Origin of the sequence: Saccharopolyspora dendranthemae (assembly GCF_007829955.1) — a bacterium.
Lineage (GTDB): Bacteria > Actinomycetota > Actinomycetes > Mycobacteriales > Pseudonocardiaceae > Saccharopolyspora > Saccharopolyspora dendranthemae.
Genome location: NZ_VIWX01000004.1, coordinates 607,123 through 629,254 on the forward strand (window position 1 = coordinate 607,123; position 22,132 = coordinate 629,254).

Genomic DNA, 22,132 nt, shown 5'->3' on the forward strand with positions numbered 1-22,132 from the left:
CCCGGGCACGGGGTGGGGACGTCGGCGCCCCCACCCCACCGGGTTCAGCCGTGCAGGACCGACGTGGGGATCGCGTAGCCGCGGACTCGCTGCGGGTGGTCTCCGACGGGGATGCGGGCCGCCTCCTTCGTGCCGTTGAAGTCGACCACCGAGATGTCATCGCTGTCGCTGTTGGACAGGAAGCAGTACTGGCCGTTCGGGCTGGTCGCGGCCCAGTACGGCTTCTTGCCGACCGGCACGATGGCGTCGGTGGTCAGCGACGGGACCGAGACGATGGCCGCGTAGTCCGAGATCGTGCCCGCGTCGCAGAGCTTGGTGCCGTCGGCGTTGGCGCTGAGGCCGTGGTGCGCGGAGTCCAGCGGGTAGTCCTCGCGCTTCATCTGCTGCGCGTCCTCGGACAGCGGCAGGTGCACGGTGCGGGTGACCCGCTTCTCCTCGAGGCTGTACTCGACGAAGCCGTTGTGGAACGACAGCTGCGCGTACATCGTCTTGCCGTCGGGGGTCACCAGGAACGGGCGGATGCCGACGCCGAAGTCGATGGTGTCCCGGACCTGCTGCGTCGCTGCGTCCACGATGGTCAGCTGCCGCTTGCCCTTGAGCCCGTCCAGCGCCGGGTCGTCGGGCATGACCACGCGGCCGATGGTGGCGTTGTACAGGGTCTTCCCGTCGGCGGAGTAGCGGTTCTCGTGCGGGAAGTCGCCGGTCGGGAAGCTCCCGGTGACCGAGCCGTCAGCGGGGTCGAGCAGCTGCACGACGTTGGCGGTGGTCGCCGAGACCGCCAGTTCGGTGCCGTCCGGGGACAGCGCCATGTGGTCGGACCGGTAGCCCTCGACGGGAGTGCGCCAGACCTGCTCGCCGGTGGTGATCTCGTAGGCGGCCACGTCGCCGAGACTCGGCCGCGAGACGTACATGGTCTTGCCGTCCGGGGAAACCGCGATGTCGTCGACCAGCTGGTCGTGGCCCTCGCCCGCGGTTTCGCGGATGATCAGCATGGCCGCGCGCTGGTCCGGGGTCATCTCGCGCAGCCGCTGGTCGAGGTCCGGGACCACGTCGATGCGCTGGTACTTGTCGAAGTCGGCGGCGTCGAGCAGGTCGACGGTGCCGTCCCAGTTGTTGCCGACGAACATCACGTCGCGCCGCTCATCCGCGGTCGCGGAGGCCGGTACCGCCGCGAGCGCGATGAGCGCTGCCGCGCCGATCGCCCAAATCCTGTGTCGCATCCGAATCGCCCTTCCTGCCCACGTGGGATCAATCCCCCAACGAACATGAGATCAATTCGGATATGCCCGGCGCGCAGGAGTTCGGCACATGCGTCCGAACAGCCCACGCGCCGGGCATCGGTCAGCCGAGCTTCGCTCCGGCGTGCAGTGCGAGACCGGAGTTCGCGGCCACCGTCGCGGTGAACTTCCCGTCGTCGCCGACCTCGACCGTCTGGCCGGTGCAAGAACCGTCCGAGACCTCACCGGACATCACGTCGCAGTAGCTGCCCGCGGGCAACGAGGTCTGGAAGGTCTGGGAGAGCTCGCCGCCTTCGCGGTTGATCGCCACGAATCCCTTGTCCTCACGGCCGAACGCGATCTGACCGCCGCCGTTGTCCCACCAGTCGGTGAGCTGCGCGCCACCGACCGCGCCGTGGAACCCGGTCATCCCGGCGATGATCGGACGCCGGTGCTCGCACACCCACGCCTGGTCGTCGCAGCTGGCGGGCTTGGTCATGCCGTCGGCCTCGGCGGGCGGGCCCGCATCGGCGTCGTCGAAGGCGAAACCGGAGATCAGCTGCGGCGTGCCGTAGGGGAAGGCGAGCTCGAAGGCCACTCCCAGGTCGTAGGCCGCGCCGTCCTTGTAGGTCAGCGTCGGCGCACTGCGCTGGGTGTCGTGGTTGTCGATGAACACCACGGCCTGCTCGCTGGGCAGCGTCATCGAATCGCCCAGCTTCGACAGCTGCGCGAGCGAGCCGTTCTTGAAGGCGTCGCTGACCTTGCCGTGGTAGGCGAACTCGGTGACGTCACCGTTGCCGGTGTACTCCCCCGCCGTCGTGGTGGAGTCGGCGATGACCTCCTGGAACACGTAGGGCTTCTGCCCGGTTCCGGGAACGGTGTTGAGACCGCCGAAGATCGCACCCACGTCCTCCGGCGGCATGTGCTTCACGCCGTCGACCCGGAACCCGGACACGCCCAGGCTGATCAGGTCGTTGAGGTAACCGATCTCGGACTGGCGGACCCAGTCGCTCTCGGTCTTGAGGTCGGAGAGCCCGACGAGCTCGCAGTTGCGGACCTCCCACTTGTCCTCGTAGTTGGCGATGTCCCTGCGGCACTCGTGGAAATCCGCGTCGGAATAGGTGCCCGGGTAGTCGTACTTGGTGAACTCCGAGCCCGCGCTGCCCGGGTGGTCGCCGTCCGAACCCGCCATGTGGTTGACCACTGCGTCGACGTAGATCTGCACGCCGGCGTCGTTGCAGGTCTTGACCATGCCGGCGAACTGCTCGCGGTTCCCGCGCCGGGTTTCGAGCTGGTAGCTGACCGGCTGGTAGTCCTGGTACCAGGGGTAACCGGCCTCGGGCAGCACCACGTGCTCCTGCGGCGGCGACACCTGGACGGCACCGAAGCCCTTCGGCCCCAGGAAGCTGGTGCACTCGCTCGCGACCGAGTCCCAGGACCACTCGAACATCTGGATGATCGGTCCGGCCACCGGTGCGGTGGCCGGAGTCGGAGCGCGGTCCTGGCCGAACGCGGCGGGCACCAGGGAGGCACCGACCACCGCCGTGGCCAGCGCTAGCACCGGTAATCGCATGACATTCTCCTTCGCATCGCCTGCGATGAGCGAACGCCTACGATCACATTTTCTTGCGCCCGTTAAGTCAATACGCCAAGAGAACCGGCAATTTACCAGCCATAATACTTCGCAAAAATTTGCAAACCTGTGCGGATCAAGGGCGGCGAGCGATTCGTCTACCGGGATTGCTCACAGCGGTAGGACGGCGGCGACCTCGGCCGCGGCGCTCTCCCCGTAGGTGTCGGTGAAGCGCTTGTGGGCGCGGCCGCGATCGAGGCTCCACTCCTGCGTTCCGGTCACCTCCAGCACGTACACCGCGATCAGCGAGCCGAGCTGGGCGGCCCGCTCCAGCGACAGCCCGCTCTCGATCGCCGCGAGGAATCCGGCGCGGAAACCGTCACCGACGCCCGTCGGGTCCGCCCTGGCGACCTCCGGAACCGCAGGCACCTCCAGCCGCTGACCGTCGCGCTCGACGATCTCCGCTCCGTCGGCACCGAGCGTGGTGACGCGAACGCCGACCACGCCCCGGACGTCGTCCTCGCTCCAGCCGGTCTTCTGCAGCAGGAGAGCCCACTCGTACCGGTTGGTGAACAGGTAATCGGCACCCTCGACCATCCGCCGGATCTCCTCGCCGCTGAGCCTGGCGAGCTGCTGCGACGGGTCGCTGGCGAAGCTGTAACCGCGGAGCCTGCACTCGTCGGCGTGCCGGATCATGGCCTTCGGGTCGTTCGGGCTGATCAGCACCAGGTCGACGTCGTGCGCGGCCACCACCGGAGCCAGTTCGATGTTCCGCGCCTCGGTCATCGCCCCTGCGTAGAAGGACGCGATCTGGTTGAAGGCCTGGTCGGTGGTGCACACGAAGCGCGCGGTGTGCGCGTGCTCCGAGACGTGCACGCCGCCGCACTCGACCCCGTTGCGCTCCAGCCAGGACCGGTAGTCGGCGAAGTCCGCGCCCACGGATCCCACCAGCACGGGACGTCTTCCCAGCGCTCCGAGCGCGAAGGCGATGTTGGCCGCGGCCCCGCCCCGGCGCACCACCAGGTCATCGACGAGGAAACTCAGGGAAACCTGCTGCAGGTCGTCGGCCACCAGTTGATCGGTGAACCTGCCGGGGAAGTGCATCAGATGATCGCTGGCGATGCTGCCGGTCACTGCGACGGACACAGCGCGCCTCCACTTCACTACGGACGGCGACGGAAGAGCCGAGCGTAGCGCTCCCGTCGACCCCTGGCCGTGCCCCCACACCGCGATCGACGACGGCGGCAGACAATGGAGGCATGCGCGATGTGGAGATCTCCGACGACATGATCCGCCTGGGACAGCTGCTCAAGCTGTCCGGCCTGGTGGAACACGGTGCCGAGGCCAAGGACGTGCTGGAAGAAGGCCTGGTCATGGTCAACGGAGCAGTGGAGACGCGTCGCGGTCGGCAGCTGGTGGACGGCGACGAGATCGTCCTCGACGACGAAATCGTGCGCGTCATCTGCACCTGAGCAACAACGAGGCCGGCACCCGAGCGGGTGCCGGCCTCATGCCAGAACGGGGTGCTCGTTCTCAGTGGAACGAGTCACCGCAGGCGCACGAACCGCCTGCGTTGGGGTTGTCGATCGTGAAGCCCTGCTTCTCGATGGAGTCGACGAAGTCGATGACCGCGCCCTCCAGGTACGGGGCGCTCATCCGGTCGACGACGACACCGAGGCCCTCGAAGTCGCGGCGCGCGTCACCGTCGAGGCTGCGCTCGTCGAAGAAGAGCTGGTAGCGCAGACCGGCGCAGCCACCGGGCTGGACGGCGATGCGCAGGTGCATGTCGTCACGACCCTCCTGGTCCAGCAGGGCCTTGGCCTTCTGGGCAGCAGACTCGCTCAGCGTGACACCGTGGGCCGGCGCCTCGGTCTCAGTGGTGTTCGGGGCGGTCATGGACACTCCCTCGTGGTCTCGCTCTCCGATTCCGGCGTGACGTTCAACCACGACCGGATCCGGGGTATTCCCGCGGGCGAACCCGGGGACTTCTTGTCTCCTCCCTACATGGTGGCATAAGCGCGGCCGGATCAGGTGTGACGTAGCAGGCGCAGCGCGAACCGGACGGTCTCCTGCAAGCCCGCTGGGCGCGTCGAATAACCTGGAGGGGTGAGGTTCCTTCGCCGAAGCAGCGCTGAGCAGACCACGAGCACGGACTCCGAGAACGACGCGGAGCGGTCCGCGGAGGAACGCGCGCAACATCACACGCCCAAGAAGGGCAAGCCCACCCCCTCGCGTCGCGATGCCGAGGGCAAGCGCCGGGGCCCGGTCCCGCCGCCTCCGATGACCCAGCGCGAGGCCGTCAAGCGGGCCAAGGGCAACAAGGAAGAGCGCCGCAAGGCCGTCACCGAGCGCCGTGAGCGCATGATGCAGGGCGACGACCGCTACCTGATGCCCCGCGACAAGGGGCCGGTGCGCGCCCACGTCCGCGACCTGGTCGACACCCGCAGGCACCTGATGGGCCTGTTCATGCCGCTGGTGCTGGTCGTCTTCGCCGCGACGCTGGCGCAGAACATGCTCATCCAGCAGTACGCCACGCTGTTCTGCCTGGCCCTGCTGATCATGATGGTCGTCGAGGGTTCGCTGCTCGGCCGCTACGTCAACAAGCGGGTCCGGGCCAAGTTCCCGGATCACAAGGACCGGCCGTTCTCGCTGGGCTGGTACGCGTTCACCCGAGCCATGCAGATCCGCAAGCTCCGGGTGCCGCGTCCCCGCTACACCCCCAAGGACATCGCCAAGGTCGGCTGACCCCCGCATTCGACATCCGCCCCGCTCACCCACGTGAGCGGGGCGGATTTTTCGTCTCAAGATGAGACACGCTCACCCGGCACCACCGGATCGGTGTTCCTAGGCTCACCCGACCAGCCACCTCATCCACCCCGAGGAGCGTCACCATGGCCCAGTCGATCCGAACGATGATCAGCCCCGGCCGCTACGCCCAGGGCAAGGGCGCGATCCACCAGCTCGGCCGGCACCTCGCACCACTCGGTTCGACACCGCTCCTGGTCGCCGACGACGTGGTGTGGGGGTTCGTCGGTCACGACGTCGAGGCCTCGCTGGCCGAAGCCGGGTTGCCGGTCGACCGCAGGGCCTTCGGCGGGGTCCCGAGCTCGAAGGAGGTGGACCGCCTCGTCGGCGAGATCACCTCGTCCGGCGCCGACGTCGTGGTCGCCATCGGCGGCGGCAGCACCATCGACGCCGTGAAGGCGGCCGGGCACCTCGCCGGGGTCAGGTGGGCCAACGCCCCCACGGTGGCTTCGACCGATGCGCCCTGCAGCGCGCTGTCGGTGATCTACACCGAGGACGGCGAGTTCGAGGCCTACCGCTTCTTCCCGCGCAATCCCGACCTCGTCCTGGTCGACTCGCAGCTGGTCGCCAACGCGCCCGCGGAGTTCCTGATCGCCGGGGTCGGCGACGCGCTCGCCACCTGGCTGGAGGCCCGCGCCACGTCCCGGTCGAACTCCCCGACGATGGCCGGCGGCCTGCCCACCCTCGCCGGGACCGCGCTGGCGCAGCTCAGCTGGGACGTCCTCTGGGAGAACGCGCTGCCCGCCATCGACGCCGTGCGCGACAGCCAGGTGACACCGGCGGTGGAGAAGGTCATCGAGGCGAACACGCTGCTGTCCGGGCTGGGCTTCGAGTCCGGCGGGCTCGCGGCGGCGCACGCGATCCACAACGGCCTGACGTCGGTCGCCGCCACGCACGGCCTCGCGCACGGGCAGAAGGTCAACCTCGGCTCGGTCGCCCAACTCGTCCTGGAGGGCGCCAACCCGGCCGACCTGCGCGAATTCATCGAGTTCACCACGATCGTCGGCCTGCCCACCACCCTCACCGAGGTCGGCATCCGCCCCGACGACGCGGACTCGGTGCGCGCCGTCGCCACCGCCGCAGCCGTCGAAGGCGAGACGATCCACTCGATGCCCTTCGAGGTCACCGCCGACGACGTCGCAGCGGCCCTCACCTCGATCGACCGCCACGCCACCCGCATCCGCGAGAACGCCAACCTCCCCGCACCCGCGCCCTACACCGCGAAGCACTAGCGGCTCAGGCTCGTGACCGAGGGCGGCTTTGGTCCGAACCGTCCATGATCGATGTCCGATATGCCCGGTCAATTCGGACCAAAACCGCCACCACTGAACACCGCCACCACTGGCCCGCTCAGCACGAACCCGTCGCCGGGTACGGTCTCGGCGGTCGTTGAGCGGGGAGGTTTCGTGCGGACGTTGGTGTTGGGCGGGGCTCGGTCCGGGAAGTCGGCGCACGCCGAGGGGTTGGTGCCCGAAGACGCTGCCGTGACCTACGTGGCCACCGCGCGGCGGGATCCTTCGGACGGCGAGTGGAACGAGCGGATCGCCAAGCACGTCGCTCGGCGGCCCGAAGGGTGGCGGACCGTCGAGGCGCCCGGACCCGAGTCGTTGCGGCGAGCTCTCGCCGACGCCGCCGACGGTGATCACGTGCTCGTGGATGATCTGGCCACCTGGCTCACCGGCGTCCTCGACGACGCGGGGGCGTGGGACCGCGACCCGGCGGCGCTGGAGGTCGTCGCCGGGCACTGCGACGCGCTGATCGCCAGCGTCGCGGACGCCGCAGGACGAGTTGTGCTGGTCTCGGCCGAGGTCGGCCTCGGCGTCGTGCCCGGGACCCGGTCTGGAAGGCTGTTCCGGGACGAGCTCGGCTCGCTCAACGCCAGGCTGGCGGCGGTGTGCGACGAGGTGCTGCTGCTGATCGCCGGATGCCCGCTGCGGATCCGGTGACCGCTCGGAAACCTGCCGAGCTGCGGTTTTTCAACACGGAGGTTTTCGCTTGTCCACCGAACAGAACGACCCCGGCGCGATCGAGTTCCCGCCTGTCCCCGCACCTGACGAGCAGGCCTCGCGGGAAGCCGTCGCGCGGCAGGCGCAGCTGACCAAGCCGGCCGGTTCGCTGGGACGGCTGGAGGAGCTCGGCGTCTGGTTCGCCGGGCGGCAAGGCGTCTGCCCCCCGCGCCCGCCCGCACGTGCCCGCGTGGTCGTCTTCGCAGGTGACCACGGCATCGCCCAGCACGGCGTGTCCGCCTACCCGCCTGAGGTCACCGGCCAGATGGTGAGCAACTTCCTCTCCGGCGGCGCTGCGGTCAACGTGCTCGCCGCGCACTCCGGGGCGACCGTGCGAGTGGTCGACATGTCGGTCAACGTCGACACCCCGCCGGTGGTCAGCGCGCACAAGGTGCGGCGCGGCTCCGGGGTCATCGATCGCGAGGACGCCCTCACCGACGAGGAGGTGCGGGCCGCCGTCCAGGCCGGGCGCACCATCGCCGACGAAGAGGCCGACTCCGGGGCCGACCTGCTCATCGCAGGTGACATGGGTATCGGCAACACCACTCCGGCCGCGGTGCTGATCTCGCTGCTGACCGGGACTGAACCGGTCGCCGTGGTCGGGCGCGGCACCGGAGTCGACGACACCGCCTGGATGCGCAAGACCGCCGCGATCCGCGATGCGCTGCGCCGGGCCCGCAAGGTCCACAACGATCCCCTCGCGCTGCTGCGCACGTCCACCGGTGCGGACATCGCCGCGCTGGCCGGGTTCCTCGCCCAGGCCGCCGTGCGCAAGACCCCGGTGCTGCTGGACGGCGTCGTCGTCGGAGCTGCCGCGCTCGTCGCCGAAGAGCTCGCGCCCGGAGCGCGGCAGTGGTGGCTGGCCGGGCACCGCTCCGCCGAACCCGGTGGACCGCTGGTGCTGCAGCACCTCGACCTGGAGCCGGTGCTGGACATGCAGCTGCGGCTCGGTGAGGGCTCCGGCGCGCTCACGGCGCTGCCGGTGCTGACGGCGGCGGTGAAGGTGCTGGCCGAGATGGCGACCTTCGACGAGGCCGGCGTCGCCGCCGAGGCCGGGGCGTGATCGACGGCCTGCGGCTGGCGGTTTCCTGGCTGACGGTGTTCCCGCTGCCCGCGCGGCAGGTCGACGATCGCGCGTGCAGGCAGGCGATCTCGTTCGCTCCGCTGGTCGGCGCGCTGGTCGGCGGGCTCGGAGCGCTGCTGCTGTGGGGCTTGAGCGCGCTCAGCGCTCCCCCGCTGCTGGCCGGGCTGCTGGTGGTCGCGCTGCTGGCGCTGGTCACCAGGGGCATGCACGTGGACGGGCTCGCCGACACCGTGGACGGGCTCGGTTGCTACGGGCCTCCGGAACGCGCGCTGCAGGTGATGCGCGATGGCGGCGCCGGACCGTTCGCCGTGGTCGCGCTGATCCTGGCGATCGGCGTGCAGGCGGTGTGCATCGGCGAGCTGGGGCAGACGCCGTGGGCGCTCGTGCTCGCCTGCGTCACCGGCCGCGCCGCGTTCGTGCTGTGCTGCCGGACCGGCCTGCCGTCGGCTCGACCGGAAGGCATGGGCGCGCTGGTCGCGGGAAGCCAGCCGCTGTGGCTGGTGATCGGCTGGTGGCTCGCGGCAGCAGCGGGCGCGGCGGTGATCTCCCCTGCCGCGGCCGGCGGCGTCCTGGTCGCCGCGGCTGCGCTGCTGCTGTTCACCCACCACGTCCGCGGTCGCTTCGGCGGCATCACCGGAGACGTCCTCGGCGCCGCCTCAGAGCTCGCGACGACCATCGTCCTGGTAGGCGCCACCCTCGGCAGTTCCCAGTTTTAGTCCTAACTGAGCCGACATTTCGGACATGATCATGGCTCGGTTTGGACTAAAACTGGGACTCGGTGCGGCGGAGGCCGTTGCTTCAGGTGTGGGACTCAGCTGGCACCGCCGCGGGTTCTCACTCGTCGTCTGGCGAGTACGCCGCGACGCCGATGTCCACCCTGGGGTAAGCGGAAGACATCAGGAGTGGCGCACGGAGTCCAGACGGCGTGTGAGGTTCCGCTACCCGCACCGCCAAGCAAAGTGATTCTGCAAGGACCCCTAAAACTGGGAATTGCCTCGGTGGGCGCTCGGGGTGGTGCCTCGGATGCGCTTGAAGGCGGCGCTGAAGGTGAAGGGGTCCGCGTAGCCGACCGCGCGAGCGATCTCGGCGATCGTGCGCGAGTCGCGGCTGGACAGCAGGTCGGCCGCGAGGGTCATGCGCCAGCGCGCGAGGTAGGTCAGCGGCGGTTCGCCGACCAGCTCGGAGAAGCGCTTGGCCAGCGTGGAGCGCGACACCCCGACGCGTTCGGCCAGCTCCGCGACCGTCCACGGCTCCGCCGGCTCCGCGTGCACCAGGCGCAGCGCCTCCCCTGCGACGGGATCCCGCTGGGCCGCCCACCACGCGGGAGGTTCACCTCCCGGGCGGTCGAACCACTCGCGCAACGTGCACACGAGCATCCAGTCCAGCAACCGGTCGAGCACCAGTTGCTGACCCGGAGAATCCACCGCGACCTCGGCGGCGAGGTGGTCGAGCACCGGATCGCCGGTGCCGCCCGCCTCGACTCGCAGCACCACGGGCAGGGCCTCCAGCAACCGGCGGCTGATCTCGCCGCGCAGCGGGTAGGCGCCGACGATCAACGTCGCCCCCGGCCCCTCCCCCGGGTCGTGCCAGCCGAGCCGGTGCCGCGTCCCGCCCTGCTCGGGAGTCGCGCAGAACTCACCGCATTCCACCGGTTCCGCCGATGTGCCGAGCTCGTCGACGAACGTGAACGCCGCCGGTCCGCGCACCACGACCGTGTCCCGATCACGCAGCTGCTCCGGCTCACCGCGCTCGGGGACGATCCAGCCGTGCCCGTCGAGGACTGTGCACAAGGTCAGCGGAGCCCCATCGACGAAGCGCAGCGACCACGGCGCGGTCAACGTCGAACTGCCGAACAGCGAGCCCTGGGCCCGCAACCCCCGGAAGAGGTCACCGAACGCGTCCACACCGCCGACGCTAGACGATGACGCAGGTGATCCGGCTCCTCACCTATGTATTCGTCCGCGCCGGCGGCGTTGAATCACTGCCATGAGCACGCTGACCGCCCACGACATCGAGTTCCTCCAGCGCCCGCTGCACGGCTTCCTGTCGGTGGCCGCGACACCGTTGCCACCGCAGCCGCGGCCGGTGTGGTTCGAGGCCACCGCCGCGGGGACGATCGAGCTGTTCACCGACCCGGACTCGCCCAAGGTCGGCCGCCTGGAACGCGATCCGCGCGCCTCGCTGGTCGTGGCGGCGCCCGCGACCGAGCGCGAGCGCTGGTTGTCGATCTCCGGCCGCACCACCGTGGAACCCGGTGGAGCGCCGGAGCTGGTCGAACGCCTGGCCGCCCGCTACTGGGACCTCGACGACCCGGCCCGCGCCCGCGCCCTCGACGAACTCCGCGCCGGGACCTGGCTCCGCATCGTCCTCCACCCGGAACGGGTCAGCCGCCTCGACTTCTGAGACGACGGTGCCCCCGGCGATCGCATCGCAGGGGGCACCGGAACGCCTCGGTGTCAGCCGAGCTTGGTCATCCAGCCGTGGCTGTCCTCGGCCGTGCCGTACTGGATCGCGGTCAGGCGCTCGCGGAGCTTCATGGTGACCTCGCCGGGCTGCCCGTCGCCGATGCCGAACTCCCCGTCGCGGTGCTTGACGTGACCGACCGGGGTGATGACGGCCGCCGTGCCGCAGGCGAAGACCTCGGTGAGCTCGCCGGTGGTCGCGGCCTTCTCCCACTCCTCGGCGGTGATCTTGCGCTCCTCGACCTGCATGCCGATCTCCTTGCCGAGCTCCAGCAGCGAAGACCGGGTCACGCCGGGCAGCAGGCTGCCGCTCAGCGCCGGGGTCACCAGCTTCGCGTCGGAACCGGAGCCGAACACGAAGAAGAGGTTCATGCCGCCCATCTCCTCGACCGTGTGCCGGTCGCAGGCGTCCAGCCAGACGACCTGGTCGCAGCCCTGCTCGACGGCCTGCGCCTGCGCCAGGAACGACGCCGCGTAGTTGCCTGCGAACTTGGCCGCGCCGGTGCCGCCGGGCGCGGCGCGCACGTACTCGTGGCTCAGCCACACCGTCACCGGCTTCACGCCACCGGCGAAGTACGAGCCGGCGGGCGAGGCGATCAGCGAGTACAGGTAGGTCTTCGACGGGTGGTTCACGCCCAGGCCGACCTCGGTGGAGACCATGAAGGGACGCAGGTACAGCGAGCTCTCACCGGTGCTGGGCACCCAGTCGCGGTCCACGGCGACGAGCTCGCGCAGGGATTCGACGAACAGGTCCTCGGGCAGCTCCGCCATCGCGATGCGGTTCGCGGAACTGCGGAAACGCCGAGCGTTGGCGTCCGGGCGGAACGCCGCGATCGAGCCGTCGGGCTGCCGGTAGGCCTTCAAGCCCTCGAAGATCGCCTGCGCGTAGTGCAGGACCGACGTCGCCGGGTCGAACTCCAGCGAGTGGTAGGGCTCCAGGCGGGCGTCGTGCCAGCCCTGCTCCTCGGACCACTTGATCGTCACCATGTGGTCGGTGAAGAACTTGCCGAACCCCGGATTCCCCAATACCTCCGCGCGGCGCTCTGCCGAGGCCGGTTGCGGGTTGGGGGTACGGGTGAAGGACAGTTCTCCGCTCATGCGCGTACGGTATCGCGTGCGCTGGAGCAGTGGAAACCGGCTTGTCGTCAGTTGGTCATCCAAGTATCGACCCGTTGCGAAACGGACGCAGAGATTCTGCTGAATCCGCCACCGCGCGCAACATATGATGGGTGCATGACCCAGGCCGACAACACCCCCGCGCCGCAGCCGACATCCGTCCAGCAGGACGTCCGCGCGAGTGCGCTCGCAGCCCTGATGCCGTTCGGCGGGGGCATGCTGCTCACCCTCGGCTACGCGTGGATCGGGGTCTTCGGGGTCGTCCTCGCGGCCATCGGCTGCGCGGGCTGGGCCTTCTGGTGGCGCGACAAGTACAAGCAGTGGTTCCCGCAGCAGGTGACCACCGGTTCCGTGGTCGGCACGACCGTCCTGGTCGCGGTGATCACCCTGCTCCTGTTCATCTCGATCAGCTGACTTTTCGTCCGCTCATCTTGCTCAGCGGTGCGAGCAGGGGAACCTGAGCGGCTCCGTGGACTCCGTGCGCCGCTCCTGATGTACGCCAATGCACGGCGTCCCGGCGTACTCGCCACGAAACCGCTCAGAACCCCCGGCGGTGCAAGCTGCGAGGATGGTGACAGGAGAAAGCGCCTGACGCCGCTTGAATCAGCTGAGCAGGTACGCGGGGAGCTTCGGCACTGACCAGGTCGGGTCCGGGCGGGCATCGCAGTAGGTGCCGTCGAACGGGAACAACCCGTCCTTGGCTCGCGCGATCATCTCCTCGCCCTCGGCCCGCAGCTTCGCCAGTTCGGCCTGGCTGAAACGACCTGCGGCGAGCGCGTCGTCGAGCTCGTGCTCGTCCTTCCAGGACCAGCTGCCGTCCGGCCAGACCTCCACGTCCAGCACGCCGTCGACCCGGCGCACGCCGTGTTCGTCGCGGCCGCGCGGGATTTCGAGGTTCACGTACCAGTTCCGGAAACTCCCGTCGGGTTCGAAGAACCACCACACCGATGACCAGCGGCTCTCGTGGACCAGACGCAACGTCGACGTGCCTCGCCAGGTCGACCGGGCGGGCACCCGGGGGCCTGAGAACCGCTCCGCGAGCGGCATTTCTCGCGGACTGCGACCGTCCGGGGAGGTGGTGATCCGGATCGGAGTGTCCGGCAGCACCCAGCACAGCAGCTCCTCACCGTCGTCGGAGACGACGCGAGCCGGGTGCACGGTGCCGAGAGAACCGTCCAGGCGCCAGAAGCTGTAGAGCACTTCGTCGCCAGAGGACCACTGGTGCAGCCGAGAATTCCGGGTCTCGTCCACAGTCGAATTGGGCATGACCGCCTCATTTCCACCGGCGCGAAACGATTCCCGCCAGCAACGGACCGACAACAACCACGCCGAGCGTTGTCAGCATCGCAGAAACCGGCATGCTCATAGCCAGCACGACCGACAAACCCATCCCAAGGCACGCACCCCGCATGGGCCAAGTGGGCCCATCGGAGAGCAGCAAACGGGTGCCTGCATTGGCAAGAGCGTAGTGCAGGAGCAACGCGCAGGCCGCGAAGGACATCAACGCGACCGGGGTGAACAGCTGCGAGACGATCACCGCGGCGACCCCCGCGATCAGGTCCAGCAGGTACGGGCTCCCCGAAGGTCCGGTGCGGTCCAGAACGCGCGGCAGTTCGCCGTCGCGCACCAGCGCGAGGCCGGTCGAGCGGGCGGACTCCAGGGCTCCCAGCAGCACCGGCAGCAGTGCGACGGCTGCTCCGACGGACACCAGCGGCACCAGGTCTGCGGCTGCGGCGGCGGTGAGCACGTCGCGGATCGGCATCGGCGAGAGCGCCAGCCGCGACCAGCCCAGCTGGTGGGCGAGGGCCACGATCATCACGCCCGACAGCACCGCCGTCACCACCAGCGAGAGCGCACCGGCGCGGCGGATCGACATCCAGGGCGCGCGGTCGCCGTGGGCGGGCGCGGTCAGCCTCTCGAAGCCGGTGAACGCCAGGAACAGCACGCCACCTGCGCCGACGATCCCGACCGCGCTGTCCGGGGAGGCCCCGGGGTCGACGTGCACGGGCGGACCGCCGACCGGGTCGATGGCGAAGCAGATCGCCACGACGAGCGCGATCACCGCCAGGCTCAGCGCGACCCACAGCCAGGCGGCCGCACCGCGGATCCGCAAGCCCGCCGTCGCCGCCAGCACCACGAGCAGGATCGCCGCGCCCGCGACCATCGCGCTCCCGCCGGGCAGGAAGAACTCGCCGATCACGCGGGCGATCGCGGCCATCGCCGCGACCCGCGCGGCGATGTGGGCGGAGGCTCCGACGCGGGCCGGCAGCAGCCCCATCCGCTCCCGCACGCAGTCGTAGACCGCCCCGGGGCTGCGGTAGGAGCTGGCCTGGAAGGCGGTGGCGGAGGCGGCGCACACCGCGGCGAGCAGGGCGACCAGCAGTCCGAGCAGCGCCCACGGGCCCGCCGCCGCTGCTGCGGGAGCGGGTCCGACCAGCACTCCGACGCCGATCATGCCGCTGAGCGCGAGCGGCAGGGCGTCACGACCGGTCGTCAATCGGCTGTCCGTTTCAACCTGGCGGGTCACCGGCCCACCTTTGCAGACCGGTCCCGGTACTTCAGCCGCCTGTCGGCTGAGTCATGGCGAGCGCCCGCCCGCGGGCGTATGACGGATGTGACCTCCCGCGCTCGCGCCACGCTCACGGTGAACATGCCGATCACCGGTCGACCCGGCGTTCTAGAGTGCGGGAAGGCTCTGGGAGAACCACAGCACCGATCCGGAAGGATGACCACGTGACGACCCCGAAACTCGCCCTCACCGATACCGCGGTGGCCAAGCTGAGCGCGGACGCGCTCGTCATCGGCACCATCGCCGGCGCCGACGGCCTCCAGCTCGCACCGGGTGCCGAGCCGGTTGCCACCGCGTTCGACGGCGACCTGGTCAAGGTGCTGACGTCGCTGGGTGCGAGCGGCAAGGCCGATGAGGTCGTCAAGCTGCCCGCTCCCGGGCTGACCGCGACCGTGCTGCTGGCCGTCGGACTGGGCAAGGCCGGCGAGGACGGCCCGAGCTCGGAGGCCGTGCGCCGCGCCTCCGGTGCCGCCGCCCGCGCGCTGTCCGGCGTCGAGCACGCCGCGACCACGCTGTCGGCCGCGGACCTGGCGGCCACCGTGCAGGGCACGGTGATGGGCGCGTACGGCTTCACCGAGTACAAGTCGAGCAACGGCGACGGCCCGGTGGCCGCGGTGGACTTCCTGGTCTCCGACGTCAAGGCCGGAGCCGCTTCCCACGCGCTCAAGGGCGGCACCGCGATCGGCGAGGCCGTCAACACCGCCCGCGACCTGATCAACACCCCGCCGAACGACCTGTTCCCCGCCAGCTTCGCGGAGCGTGCCGGGGAGCTGGCCAAGTCGGCCGGTCTGGAGGTCGAGGTCCTCGACGACGCCGCGCTGCGCAAGCAGGGCTTCGGCGGCATCCTCGGCGTCGGCTCGGGCTCGTCCCGCCCGCCGCGCCTGGTGCGGCTGCGGCACAAGGGACCGAAGGGCGCGAAGAAGGTCGCGCTGGTCGGCAAGGGCATCACCTTCGACACCGGCGGCATCTCGCTGAAGCCGGGCGGTGGCATGGAGAACATGACCTCGGACATGTCCGGTGCCGCCTCGGTGATCGCGACGATGGTGCTGGCGGCGAAGCTGAACTACCCGCTGGAGATCACCGCCACCGTCCCGATGGCCGAGAACATGCCTTCCGGAACGGCTTACCGCCCCGGTGACGTGCTGAAGATGTACGGCGGCAAGACCGTCGAGGTGCTCAACACCGACGCGGAGGGCCGGTTGGTCCTGGTCGACGCGATGGTGCGGGCCTGCGAGGACGAGCCCGACTACCTGATCGAGACCTCGACGCTGACGGGTGCGCAGGTCGTCGCGCTGGGCAACCGCACTCCGGGCGTGATGGGCGAGGACACCTTCCGCGACCGGGTGGCCCGGTTGTCGCAGGCCTCCGGTGAGGGCGGCTGGCCGATGCCGCTGCCGGACGAGCTGCGCGCCGACCTCGACTCGAAGCTCGCGGATCTCGCCAACGTCACCAACCACCGCTGGGGCGGGATGCTGGCTGCGGGGATCTTCCTCCGCGAGTTCGTGGCCGACGGCGTGCAGTGGGCGCACATCGACGTCGCGGGCCCGGCCTACAACACCAACTCGCCCTGGGGCTACACCCCCAAGGGCGGCACCGGCGTCCCGGTCCGCACGCTCGCGGCGGTGCTCGCCGACATCGCCGAGAACGGCTGACGCTCGGCGCAGCGATTTCTGCCCGGGGGTGACCGGCCGTGCCGGCCACCCCTGGGCAGAACCGGCAATTCGCCCACGATGCGGAACAACGCGTTCAACCCGCGGTGACCTCCCACCGGTATTTGTGATACGGGTCACGAAAAGGTCACCACTGCAGGGTGCACCGATGTCACGATGGGTTTATGACCGAATCGCAACCGGCCACGCTGACCGCGACCAGGCACGGCTACCAGGTCGACGTGGTGTGGACCGGCAACACCGGCCAGGGCACCACTTCCTACCGCAGCTACGAGCGCACCCACGAGGTCCGCGCCCACGGCAAGGACTCGATCGACGCCTCGGCCGATCCCGTGTTCCTGGGGGACGCGGACCGCTACAACCCCGAAGAGCTGCTGGTCGCGTCGCTCTCGCAGTGCCACATGCTGTGGTTCCTGCACCTGGCGGCCGACTCCGGCGTCGTGGTCACCGGTTACCACGACCAGGCGCGCGGCATCCTCGCGGAGAACTCCGACGGCACCGGCCAGTTCGAGGCGATCGAGCTCGCCCCCGAGGTCACCGTGTGCGATTCAGCGACGGTCGACGTCGCCGAGGCCCTGCACGAGCGGGCCCACGAGCTCTGCTACATCGCCAAGTCCGTCACGTTCCCGGTGCGCTTCAAGCCGACCACTCGCGTCGCGAACTGATTCCGGCGAATCGATTCAGGCCCCGCCAGGCCGTGCGCGCAGCGAATCTGTGAACGAGACGACTCGCGCGTTCACGGCCGTTCGTCGGCGGCGCGTTGCGCGCGCTTGCGAAGAATGCGCTGCCGAGCCTGGTAATCACGCATCCGCTGCGGATAACCGACCTTGGTGATCTCGTAGAGCGGCATTTCGAGCTTCCTGGTGAATCGCCCGGCCGCCGCGGGCGACTCCACTCGCCGCCGAGTCCATTCCCCGTCGTGCGCGATGAGCAGCAAGGTCGTCTCGGTGACGAGGGTTTGCGGTTCCAGATAACCCTCGACGCCGCGCCGCTGCGCAGCCCAGTCGCGGAGGTGATCGGTGTCCGCAGCAGTGGCCCGCCGCCCGGTGCCGGGACGACGACCGCGGAACCGGTCGAATAATCCCACCGCACTCGCCTCCCATTCCCGATTCGGGCCTGATCCTTCCGATTTTGCCACCGCGAACATGTGCGGAGTGTGAAAACGAGCTGAGAATGCGCGGTGCGCACTCGTGGGCACGCTCTGAATGCAGCACAGATCACCCGGCCCACCGCGCATCGGCTGCTCGGGTGGTGACAAGATGGCCGGTGGTGTGCATGACCACCAGGTCACGCCACCCACTGCAAGTCAATGACGCCCTGTCGAGGAGTGCGAAGTGACCGACACGTCCGCCGATCTGGTCATTCTCGGCGGCGGTTCGGGCGGCTACGCCTGCGCTTTCCGCGCGGCCGAGCTCGGCCTGTCCGTCGTCCTCATTGAAAAGGACAAGCTCGGTGGGACCTGCCTGCACCGAGGCTGCATCCCGACCAAGGCCCTGCTGCACGCGGCCGAGGTCGCCGATTCCACCCGAGACGCCGACCAGTTCGGGGTGCGCGCCACCCTCGAAGGCATCGACATCGACGGTGTCAACAAGTACAAGGACACCATCGTCTCGGGCCTGCACAAGGGCCTGCAGGGCCTGGCCAAGGCCCACAAGGTGCAGCTGATCGAGGGTGCGGGCACCCTCGTCGACGCCAACACCGTCGAGGTCGACGGCACTCGCTACACCGGCAAGAACGTCGTGCTGGCCACCGGTTCGTACTCCAAGTCGCTGCCGGGCCTGGAGCTCGGCGGACGCGTGATCGCCAGCGAGCAGGCGCTGAACCTGGACTACGTCCCGAACAAGGTCGTCGTGCTCGGCGGCGGCGTGATCGGTGTCGAGTTCGCCAGCGTCTGGGCCTCCTTCGGCGCCGAGGTCACCATCGTGGAAGCGCTGCCGCACCTGGTGCCCAACGAGGACGAGTTCGCCTCGAAGCGCCTGGAGCGCGCCTTCCGCAAGCGCGGCATCAAGTTCAAGACCGGCGTGAAGTTCACCGGCGCCACCCAGAACGACGACGGCGTCTCGGTCAGCCTGGAGAACGGCGAGACCTACGACGCGGACCTGCTTCTGGTGGCCGTCGGACGCGGCCCGAACACCGCGGGGCACGGCTTCGAGCAGGTCGGCATCAACGTGGAGCGCGGCTTCGTGCGCACCGACGAGCGCCTGCGCACCAACGTGCCGGGCGTTTTCGCCGTCGGCGACATCGTTCCCGGGCTGCAGCTGGCGCACCGCGGTTTCCAGCAGGGCATCTTCATCGCCGAGGAGATCGCGGGCCAGAACCCGCAGCCGATCGACGAGGCCGGCATCCCGCGCGTCACCTACTGCCACCCCGAGGTCGCCTCGGTCGGTCTGACCGAAGCCGCGGCCAAGGAGCAGTACGGCTCGGTGGAGACCTTCACCTACGACCTCGCGGGCAACGGCAAGAGCCAGATCCTCAAGACCCAGGGCGCGGTCAAGCTGGTCCGCGCGACCGACGGCCCCGTCGTCGGCCTGCACATGGTCGGCGACCGCGTCGGTGAGCTCATCGGCGAAGCGCAGCTGATCTACAACTGGGAGGCGCTGCCGGAGGACGTCGCTCCCCTGGTCCACGCCCACCCCACCCAGACCGAAGCTCTGGGCGAGGCGCACCTCGCCCTGGCCGGCAAGCCGCTGCACGTGCACGGCTGACCCGCAGCGCACGCGACAGCAGCGAAAAGACAGCCGCACCCCGCCACACCCACGAGGAGTCAGCAACCGATGGCCTTCTCCGTTCAGATGCCGGCGCTCGGCGAGAGCGTCGCCGAGGGCACGATCACCCGGTGGCTCAAGCAGGAGGGCGAGACCGTCGAGGTCGACGAACCCCTGCTGGAGGTCTCCACCGACAAGGTCGACACCGAAATCCCGTCCCCCGCCGCCGGTGTGCTGCAGCGCATCGTCGCCCAGGAGGACGACACCGTTGAGATCGGCGGCGAGCTCGCCGTCATCGGTGACGCCGGTGAGCAGTCCTCTGCTCCCGCCGCCGCTCCGGCTCAGGCGGCCGAGCCCGAGCCGGCCGCCGAGCCCGCTCCCGCCGCTGAGGCTCCGGCCGAGCCCGCTCCGGCCCCGGCCGCCGAGGCGCCCGCCTCGCAGCCCGCCCCGGCCGGTGACGCGCAGGGCACCGACGTGCCCATGCCCGCCCTGGGCGAGAGCGTCACCGAAGGCACGATCACCCGGTGGCTCAAGCAGGTCGGCGACTCGGTCGAGGTCGACGAGCCGCTGCTGGAGGTCTCCACCGACAAGGTCGACACCGAGATCCCCTCGCCCGTCGCCGGCACCCTGCTGGAGGTCAGCGCCGGTGAGGACGACACCGTCGAGGTCGGCGCCAAGCTCGCGGTGATCGGTGCCGCCGGTTCCGCCGCTTCGGCACCCGCTGCCGAGCCCGCGCAGCAGGCCCCGGCCCAAGCGGCCGACACCCCGGCTCCGGCCGCTCCGGCTGCCCCGGCTCAGCCCGCGGCTCCGGCTGCCCCTGCGGCTCCGGCCCAGCCCGCGGCTCCGGCTCAGCCGGCCGCTTCGGCTCCGGCTCAGCCGGCCGCTTCGGCTCCGGCTCAGGAACCCGCCGAGGAAGAACCGGCGAACAACGGCGGAGCTCCGTACGTGACTCCGCTGGTGCGCAAGCTGGCCAACGAGCACGGCATCGACCTGACCTCGATCAAGGGCAGCGGTGTCGGCGGACGCATCCGCAAGCAGGACGTCCAGGCGGCGATCGACGCCAAGCAGGCTCCGGCTCAGACGGCTCCGGCCGCCCCGGCCGCTGCTGCCGCCGCCACCCCGAGCTCCGCCCCGGCCGCCGCGGTCGAGCCGTCGGACGAGGCCAAGGCGCTGCGCGGCACCACGCAGAAGATGTCGCGACTGCGGCAGCTGCTGGCCCGCCGCATGGTCGAGTCGCTGCAGACCGCGGCGCAGCTGACCACGGTGATCGAGGTCGACGTCACCCGCATCGCCCGGCTCCGCGACCGCGCCAAGGGCAGCTTCGAGGCGTCCGAGGGCGTCAAGCTCTCGTTCCTGCCGTTCTTCGCCAAGGCCGCGGCCGAGGCGCTGAAGCTGCACCCGAAGCTCAACGCCTCGATCGACGAGGAGAGCAGCTCGGTGACCTACCACGGCGCCGAGCACCTGGCGATCGCGGTCGACACCGAGCGCGGTCTGGTCTCGCCGGTGATGCACGACGCCGGTGACCTCAACCTCGGCGGGCTGGCCCGCAAGATCGCCGACCTGGCGGCGCGGACCCGCAACAACAAGATCAAGCCCGACGAGCTCTCCGGTGGCACGTTCACCATCACCAACACCGGAAGCCGCGGCGCGCTGTTCGACACGCCGATCCTGAACCCGCCGCAGGTGGGCATGCTGGGCACCGGCACCGTCGTGAAGCGCCCGGTCGTGGTGGCGGACGAGAACGGCGGCGACACGATCGCCATCCGCTCGATGGTGTACCTGGCGCTGTCCTACGACCACCGCCTGGTCGACGGCGCTGACGCCGCCCGCTTCCTGGCCACGCTCAAGCAGCGACTGGAAGAGGGCGCTTTCGAGGCCGACCTCGGTCTCTGAGCCCTTCGCAGGGGAAGCGGCCGCTCACCGGTTTGCGGTGGGCGGCCGCTCCTTTTCGCATCCGAAAGGTTCGCGTGGGCGCAACCGGTGCGGGACGATGCCGGGCATGCGCGTCGTCGTCGCCGGTTCGTCGGGACTGATCGGAACGTCACTGGTGGCCGGACTCCGCCAGGGTGAGCACCAGGTGGTTCGGCTGGTCCGCCGTGTGCCTGCCGCTCCGGACGAGCGGAGATGGGACCCCGACAGCGGCAGGCTGGACGCCGACACCCTGGACGGCGCCGACGCGGTGGTGAACCTCAGCGGACCGGGCATCGGGGCCAAGCGCTGGAGTCCCGAGCGCAAGCGCCACCTGCTGCAGGCCAGGGTGCGGTCCACCGAGGTGCTCGCGAAAGCGGTGGCCGACAGCGGAGTTCCCGTTCTGGCCAACGCCTCGGCGGTCGGCTTCTACGGCGACACCGGTTCGCACCCGGTCACCGAAACCTCGTCTCCCGGATCGGACTTCCTAGCGGGGCTGTGCCGCCGTTGGGAGGCGGCGACGGCTCCCGCCGCCGATGCCGGGGCGCGCGTGGTCCTGCTGCGCACCGGCCTGGTGATCTCGCCCTCCGGCGGTCTGCTCGGCCAGCTGCGGCCGCTGTTCTCGCTGATGCTCGGCGGCAGGCTCGGGCCGGGAACCCAGTACATGCCGTGGATCTCGCTGGACGACGAGATCGCCGCGATCCGCTTCGCCCTGGAGAACTCCGACATCACCGGACCGGTGAACCTCACGGGGCCGGCCCCGGTCACCAACACCCAGTTCACCCGCGCGCTCGGCGAAGCGCTCGGCCGCCCGGCGCCGTGGATCGTGCCCGGTTTCGCGCTCCGGACCGTCATGGGCGAGCTCGCCGACACCGCGCTGACCGGCCAGCGAGCGATGCCGACGGTGCTGGAGGCCAACGGCTTCACCTTCCAGCACCCGACCCTCGGAGCGGCGCTGGCCGCGGCTACCGGGAGGTAACCGACCTTCGGCCGGCGGGGCGTCCGCGAGGCGTAGCC

22 protein-coding genes are annotated in these 22,132 nt (G+C 70.1%); 13 read left to right on the top strand and 9 right to left on the bottom strand.

Annotated features, from left to right (window positions below; genetic code table 11):
• Positions 1-44: 44 nt before the first annotated feature.
• The 3 genes from FHU35_RS21070 to FHU35_RS21080 all read right to left on the bottom strand — a co-directional run bounded on the left by FHU35_RS21070 (position 45) and on the right by FHU35_RS21080 (position 3,894).
• On the bottom strand, positions 45-1,220 hold the full coding sequence (locus tag FHU35_RS21070) for a YncE family protein (protein WP_145742370.1): 1,176 nt from the start codon (positions 1,218-1,220) through the stop codon (positions 45-47).
• 121 nt (positions 1,221-1,341) lie between these two features.
• A complete protein-coding gene (locus tag FHU35_RS21075; RefSeq protein ID WP_145742373.1) occupies positions 1,342-2,790 on the bottom strand; it encodes an alpha-amylase in 1,449 nt (482 codons plus the stop codon).
• A gap of 171 nt (positions 2,791-2,961) precedes the next feature.
• A complete protein-coding gene (locus tag FHU35_RS21080) occupies positions 2,962-3,894 on the bottom strand; it encodes a carbohydrate kinase family protein (RefSeq protein WP_145742692.1) in 933 nt (310 codons plus the stop codon).
• 155 nt (positions 3,895-4,049) lie between these two features.
• Here FHU35_RS21080 and FHU35_RS21085 point away from each other — a divergent pair, with 155 nt between their 5' ends.
• Positions 4,050-4,262, top strand: a complete 213-nt coding sequence (locus FHU35_RS21085) for an RNA-binding S4 domain-containing protein (RefSeq protein ID WP_145742374.1) — start codon at positions 4,050-4,052, stop codon at positions 4,260-4,262.
• A gap of 61 nt (positions 4,263-4,323) precedes the next feature.
• Here FHU35_RS21085 and FHU35_RS21090 read toward each other — a convergent pair whose 3' ends face one another.
• On the bottom strand, positions 4,324-4,686 hold the full coding sequence (locus FHU35_RS21090) for a HesB/IscA family protein (protein WP_145742376.1): 363 nt from the start codon (positions 4,684-4,686) through the stop codon (positions 4,324-4,326).
• A gap of 210 nt (positions 4,687-4,896) precedes the next feature.
• Between FHU35_RS21090 and FHU35_RS21095 the strand changes: the two genes are divergently transcribed.
• From FHU35_RS21095 to FHU35_RS21115, 5 genes are all read left to right on the top strand, one after another.
• Complete coding sequence (locus FHU35_RS21095; RefSeq protein WP_145742379.1) at positions 4,897-5,535, top strand: DUF3043 domain-containing protein; 639 nt, start codon at positions 4,897-4,899, stop codon at positions 5,533-5,535.
• A gap of 146 nt (positions 5,536-5,681) precedes the next feature.
• On the top strand, positions 5,682-6,827 hold the full coding sequence (locus FHU35_RS21100) for a glycerol dehydrogenase (RefSeq protein WP_145742381.1): 1,146 nt from the start codon (positions 5,682-5,684) through the stop codon (positions 6,825-6,827).
• A gap of 174 nt (positions 6,828-7,001) precedes the next feature.
• Entirely contained in the window at positions 7,002-7,541 is a 540-nt protein-coding gene (gene cobU, locus FHU35_RS21105; RefSeq protein WP_246110458.1) for a bifunctional adenosylcobinamide kinase/adenosylcobinamide-phosphate guanylyltransferase, read from the top strand.
• A 49-nt stretch (positions 7,542-7,590) separates the two neighbouring features.
• A complete protein-coding gene (cobT, locus tag FHU35_RS21110; RefSeq protein WP_145742385.1) occupies positions 7,591-8,664 on the top strand; it encodes a nicotinate-nucleotide--dimethylbenzimidazole phosphoribosyltransferase in 1,074 nt (357 codons plus the stop codon).
• Positions 8,664-9,401, top strand: a complete 738-nt coding sequence (locus FHU35_RS21115) for an adenosylcobinamide-GDP ribazoletransferase (RefSeq protein WP_145742694.1) — start codon at positions 8,664-8,666, stop codon at positions 9,399-9,401. Before cobT ends, FHU35_RS21115 begins: the two co-directional genes overlap by 1 nt.
• Before the next feature lie 261 nt (positions 9,402-9,662).
• Here the strand turns inward: FHU35_RS21115 and FHU35_RS21120 are convergent, their stop codons facing one another.
• Positions 9,663-10,589, bottom strand: a complete 927-nt coding sequence (locus FHU35_RS21120; protein WP_145742387.1) for a cupin domain-containing protein — start codon at positions 10,587-10,589, stop codon at positions 9,663-9,665.
• Between the two features lie 82 nt (positions 10,590-10,671).
• On the opposite strand from FHU35_RS21120, the gene FHU35_RS21125 reads away from it, so the two are divergent.
• Positions 10,672-11,088: a pyridoxamine 5'-phosphate oxidase family protein gene (locus FHU35_RS21125; protein ID WP_145742389.1), complete on the top strand. Its 417-nt coding sequence runs from the start codon at positions 10,672-10,674 to the stop codon at positions 11,086-11,088.
• A 53-nt stretch (positions 11,089-11,141) separates the two neighbouring features.
• Here FHU35_RS21125 and FHU35_RS21130 read toward each other — a convergent pair whose 3' ends face one another.
• Positions 11,142-12,245 carry a branched-chain amino acid aminotransferase gene (locus FHU35_RS21130; protein WP_145742392.1) on the bottom strand — a complete coding sequence of 368 codons (1,104 nt, stop codon included), beginning with the start codon at positions 12,243-12,245 and terminating at the stop codon, positions 11,142-11,144.
• 135 nt (positions 12,246-12,380) lie between these two features.
• Here FHU35_RS21130 and FHU35_RS21135 point away from each other — a divergent pair, with 135 nt between their 5' ends.
• Complete coding sequence (locus FHU35_RS21135) at positions 12,381-12,677, top strand: hypothetical protein (RefSeq protein ID WP_145742394.1); 297 nt, start codon at positions 12,381-12,383, stop codon at positions 12,675-12,677.
• A gap of 189 nt (positions 12,678-12,866) precedes the next feature.
• Here the strand turns inward: FHU35_RS21135 and FHU35_RS21140 are convergent, their stop codons facing one another.
• Both FHU35_RS21140 and FHU35_RS21145 read right to left on the bottom strand, forming a co-directional pair.
• A complete protein-coding gene (locus FHU35_RS21140) occupies positions 12,867-13,529 on the bottom strand; it encodes a ribonuclease FAU-1 family protein (RefSeq protein ID WP_145742396.1) in 663 nt (220 codons plus the stop codon).
• 7 nt (positions 13,530-13,536) lie between these two features.
• The gene (locus tag FHU35_RS21145; protein ID WP_145742398.1) at positions 13,537-14,790 is read right to left on the bottom strand and encodes an APC family permease; all 1,254 of its coding nucleotides are present in this window, start codon (positions 14,788-14,790) and stop codon (positions 13,537-13,539) included.
• A gap of 206 nt (positions 14,791-14,996) precedes the next feature.
• On the opposite strand from FHU35_RS21145, the gene FHU35_RS21150 reads away from it, so the two are divergent.
• Both FHU35_RS21150 and FHU35_RS21155 read left to right on the top strand, forming a co-directional pair.
• Positions 14,997-16,484: a leucyl aminopeptidase gene (locus tag FHU35_RS21150; RefSeq protein WP_145742400.1), complete on the top strand. Its 1,488-nt coding sequence runs from the start codon at positions 14,997-14,999 to the stop codon at positions 16,482-16,484.
• Positions 16,485-16,666: 182 nt separating this feature from the next.
• Positions 16,667-17,167, top strand: a complete 501-nt coding sequence (locus tag FHU35_RS21155; RefSeq protein WP_145742402.1) for an OsmC family protein — start codon at positions 16,667-16,669, stop codon at positions 17,165-17,167.
• A 71-nt stretch (positions 17,168-17,238) separates the two neighbouring features.
• Here the strand turns inward: FHU35_RS21155 and FHU35_RS21160 are convergent, their stop codons facing one another.
• Positions 17,239-17,589, bottom strand: a complete 351-nt coding sequence (locus FHU35_RS21160) for an oxidoreductase (protein ID WP_145742405.1) — start codon at positions 17,587-17,589, stop codon at positions 17,239-17,241.
• 247 nt (positions 17,590-17,836) lie between these two features.
• Here FHU35_RS21160 and lpdA point away from each other — a divergent pair, with 247 nt between their 5' ends.
• The 3 genes from lpdA (at position 17,837) to FHU35_RS21175 (ending at position 22,094) form a co-directional block, all read left to right on the top strand.
• Entirely contained in the window at positions 17,837-19,207 is a 1,371-nt protein-coding gene (lpdA, locus tag FHU35_RS21165) for a dihydrolipoyl dehydrogenase (protein ID WP_145742407.1), read from the top strand.
• Positions 19,208-19,276: 69 nt separating this feature from the next.
• Positions 19,277-21,100 carry a 2-oxoglutarate dehydrogenase, E2 component, dihydrolipoamide succinyltransferase gene (gene sucB, locus FHU35_RS21170; RefSeq protein WP_145742409.1) on the top strand — a complete coding sequence of 608 codons (1,824 nt, stop codon included), beginning with the start codon at positions 19,277-19,279 and terminating at the stop codon, positions 21,098-21,100.
• A 106-nt stretch (positions 21,101-21,206) separates the two neighbouring features.
• The gene (locus tag FHU35_RS21175; RefSeq protein WP_186459529.1) at positions 21,207-22,094 is read left to right on the top strand and encodes a TIGR01777 family oxidoreductase; all 888 of its coding nucleotides are present in this window, start codon (positions 21,207-21,209) and stop codon (positions 22,092-22,094) included.
• Positions 22,095-22,132: the final 38 nt, after the last annotated feature.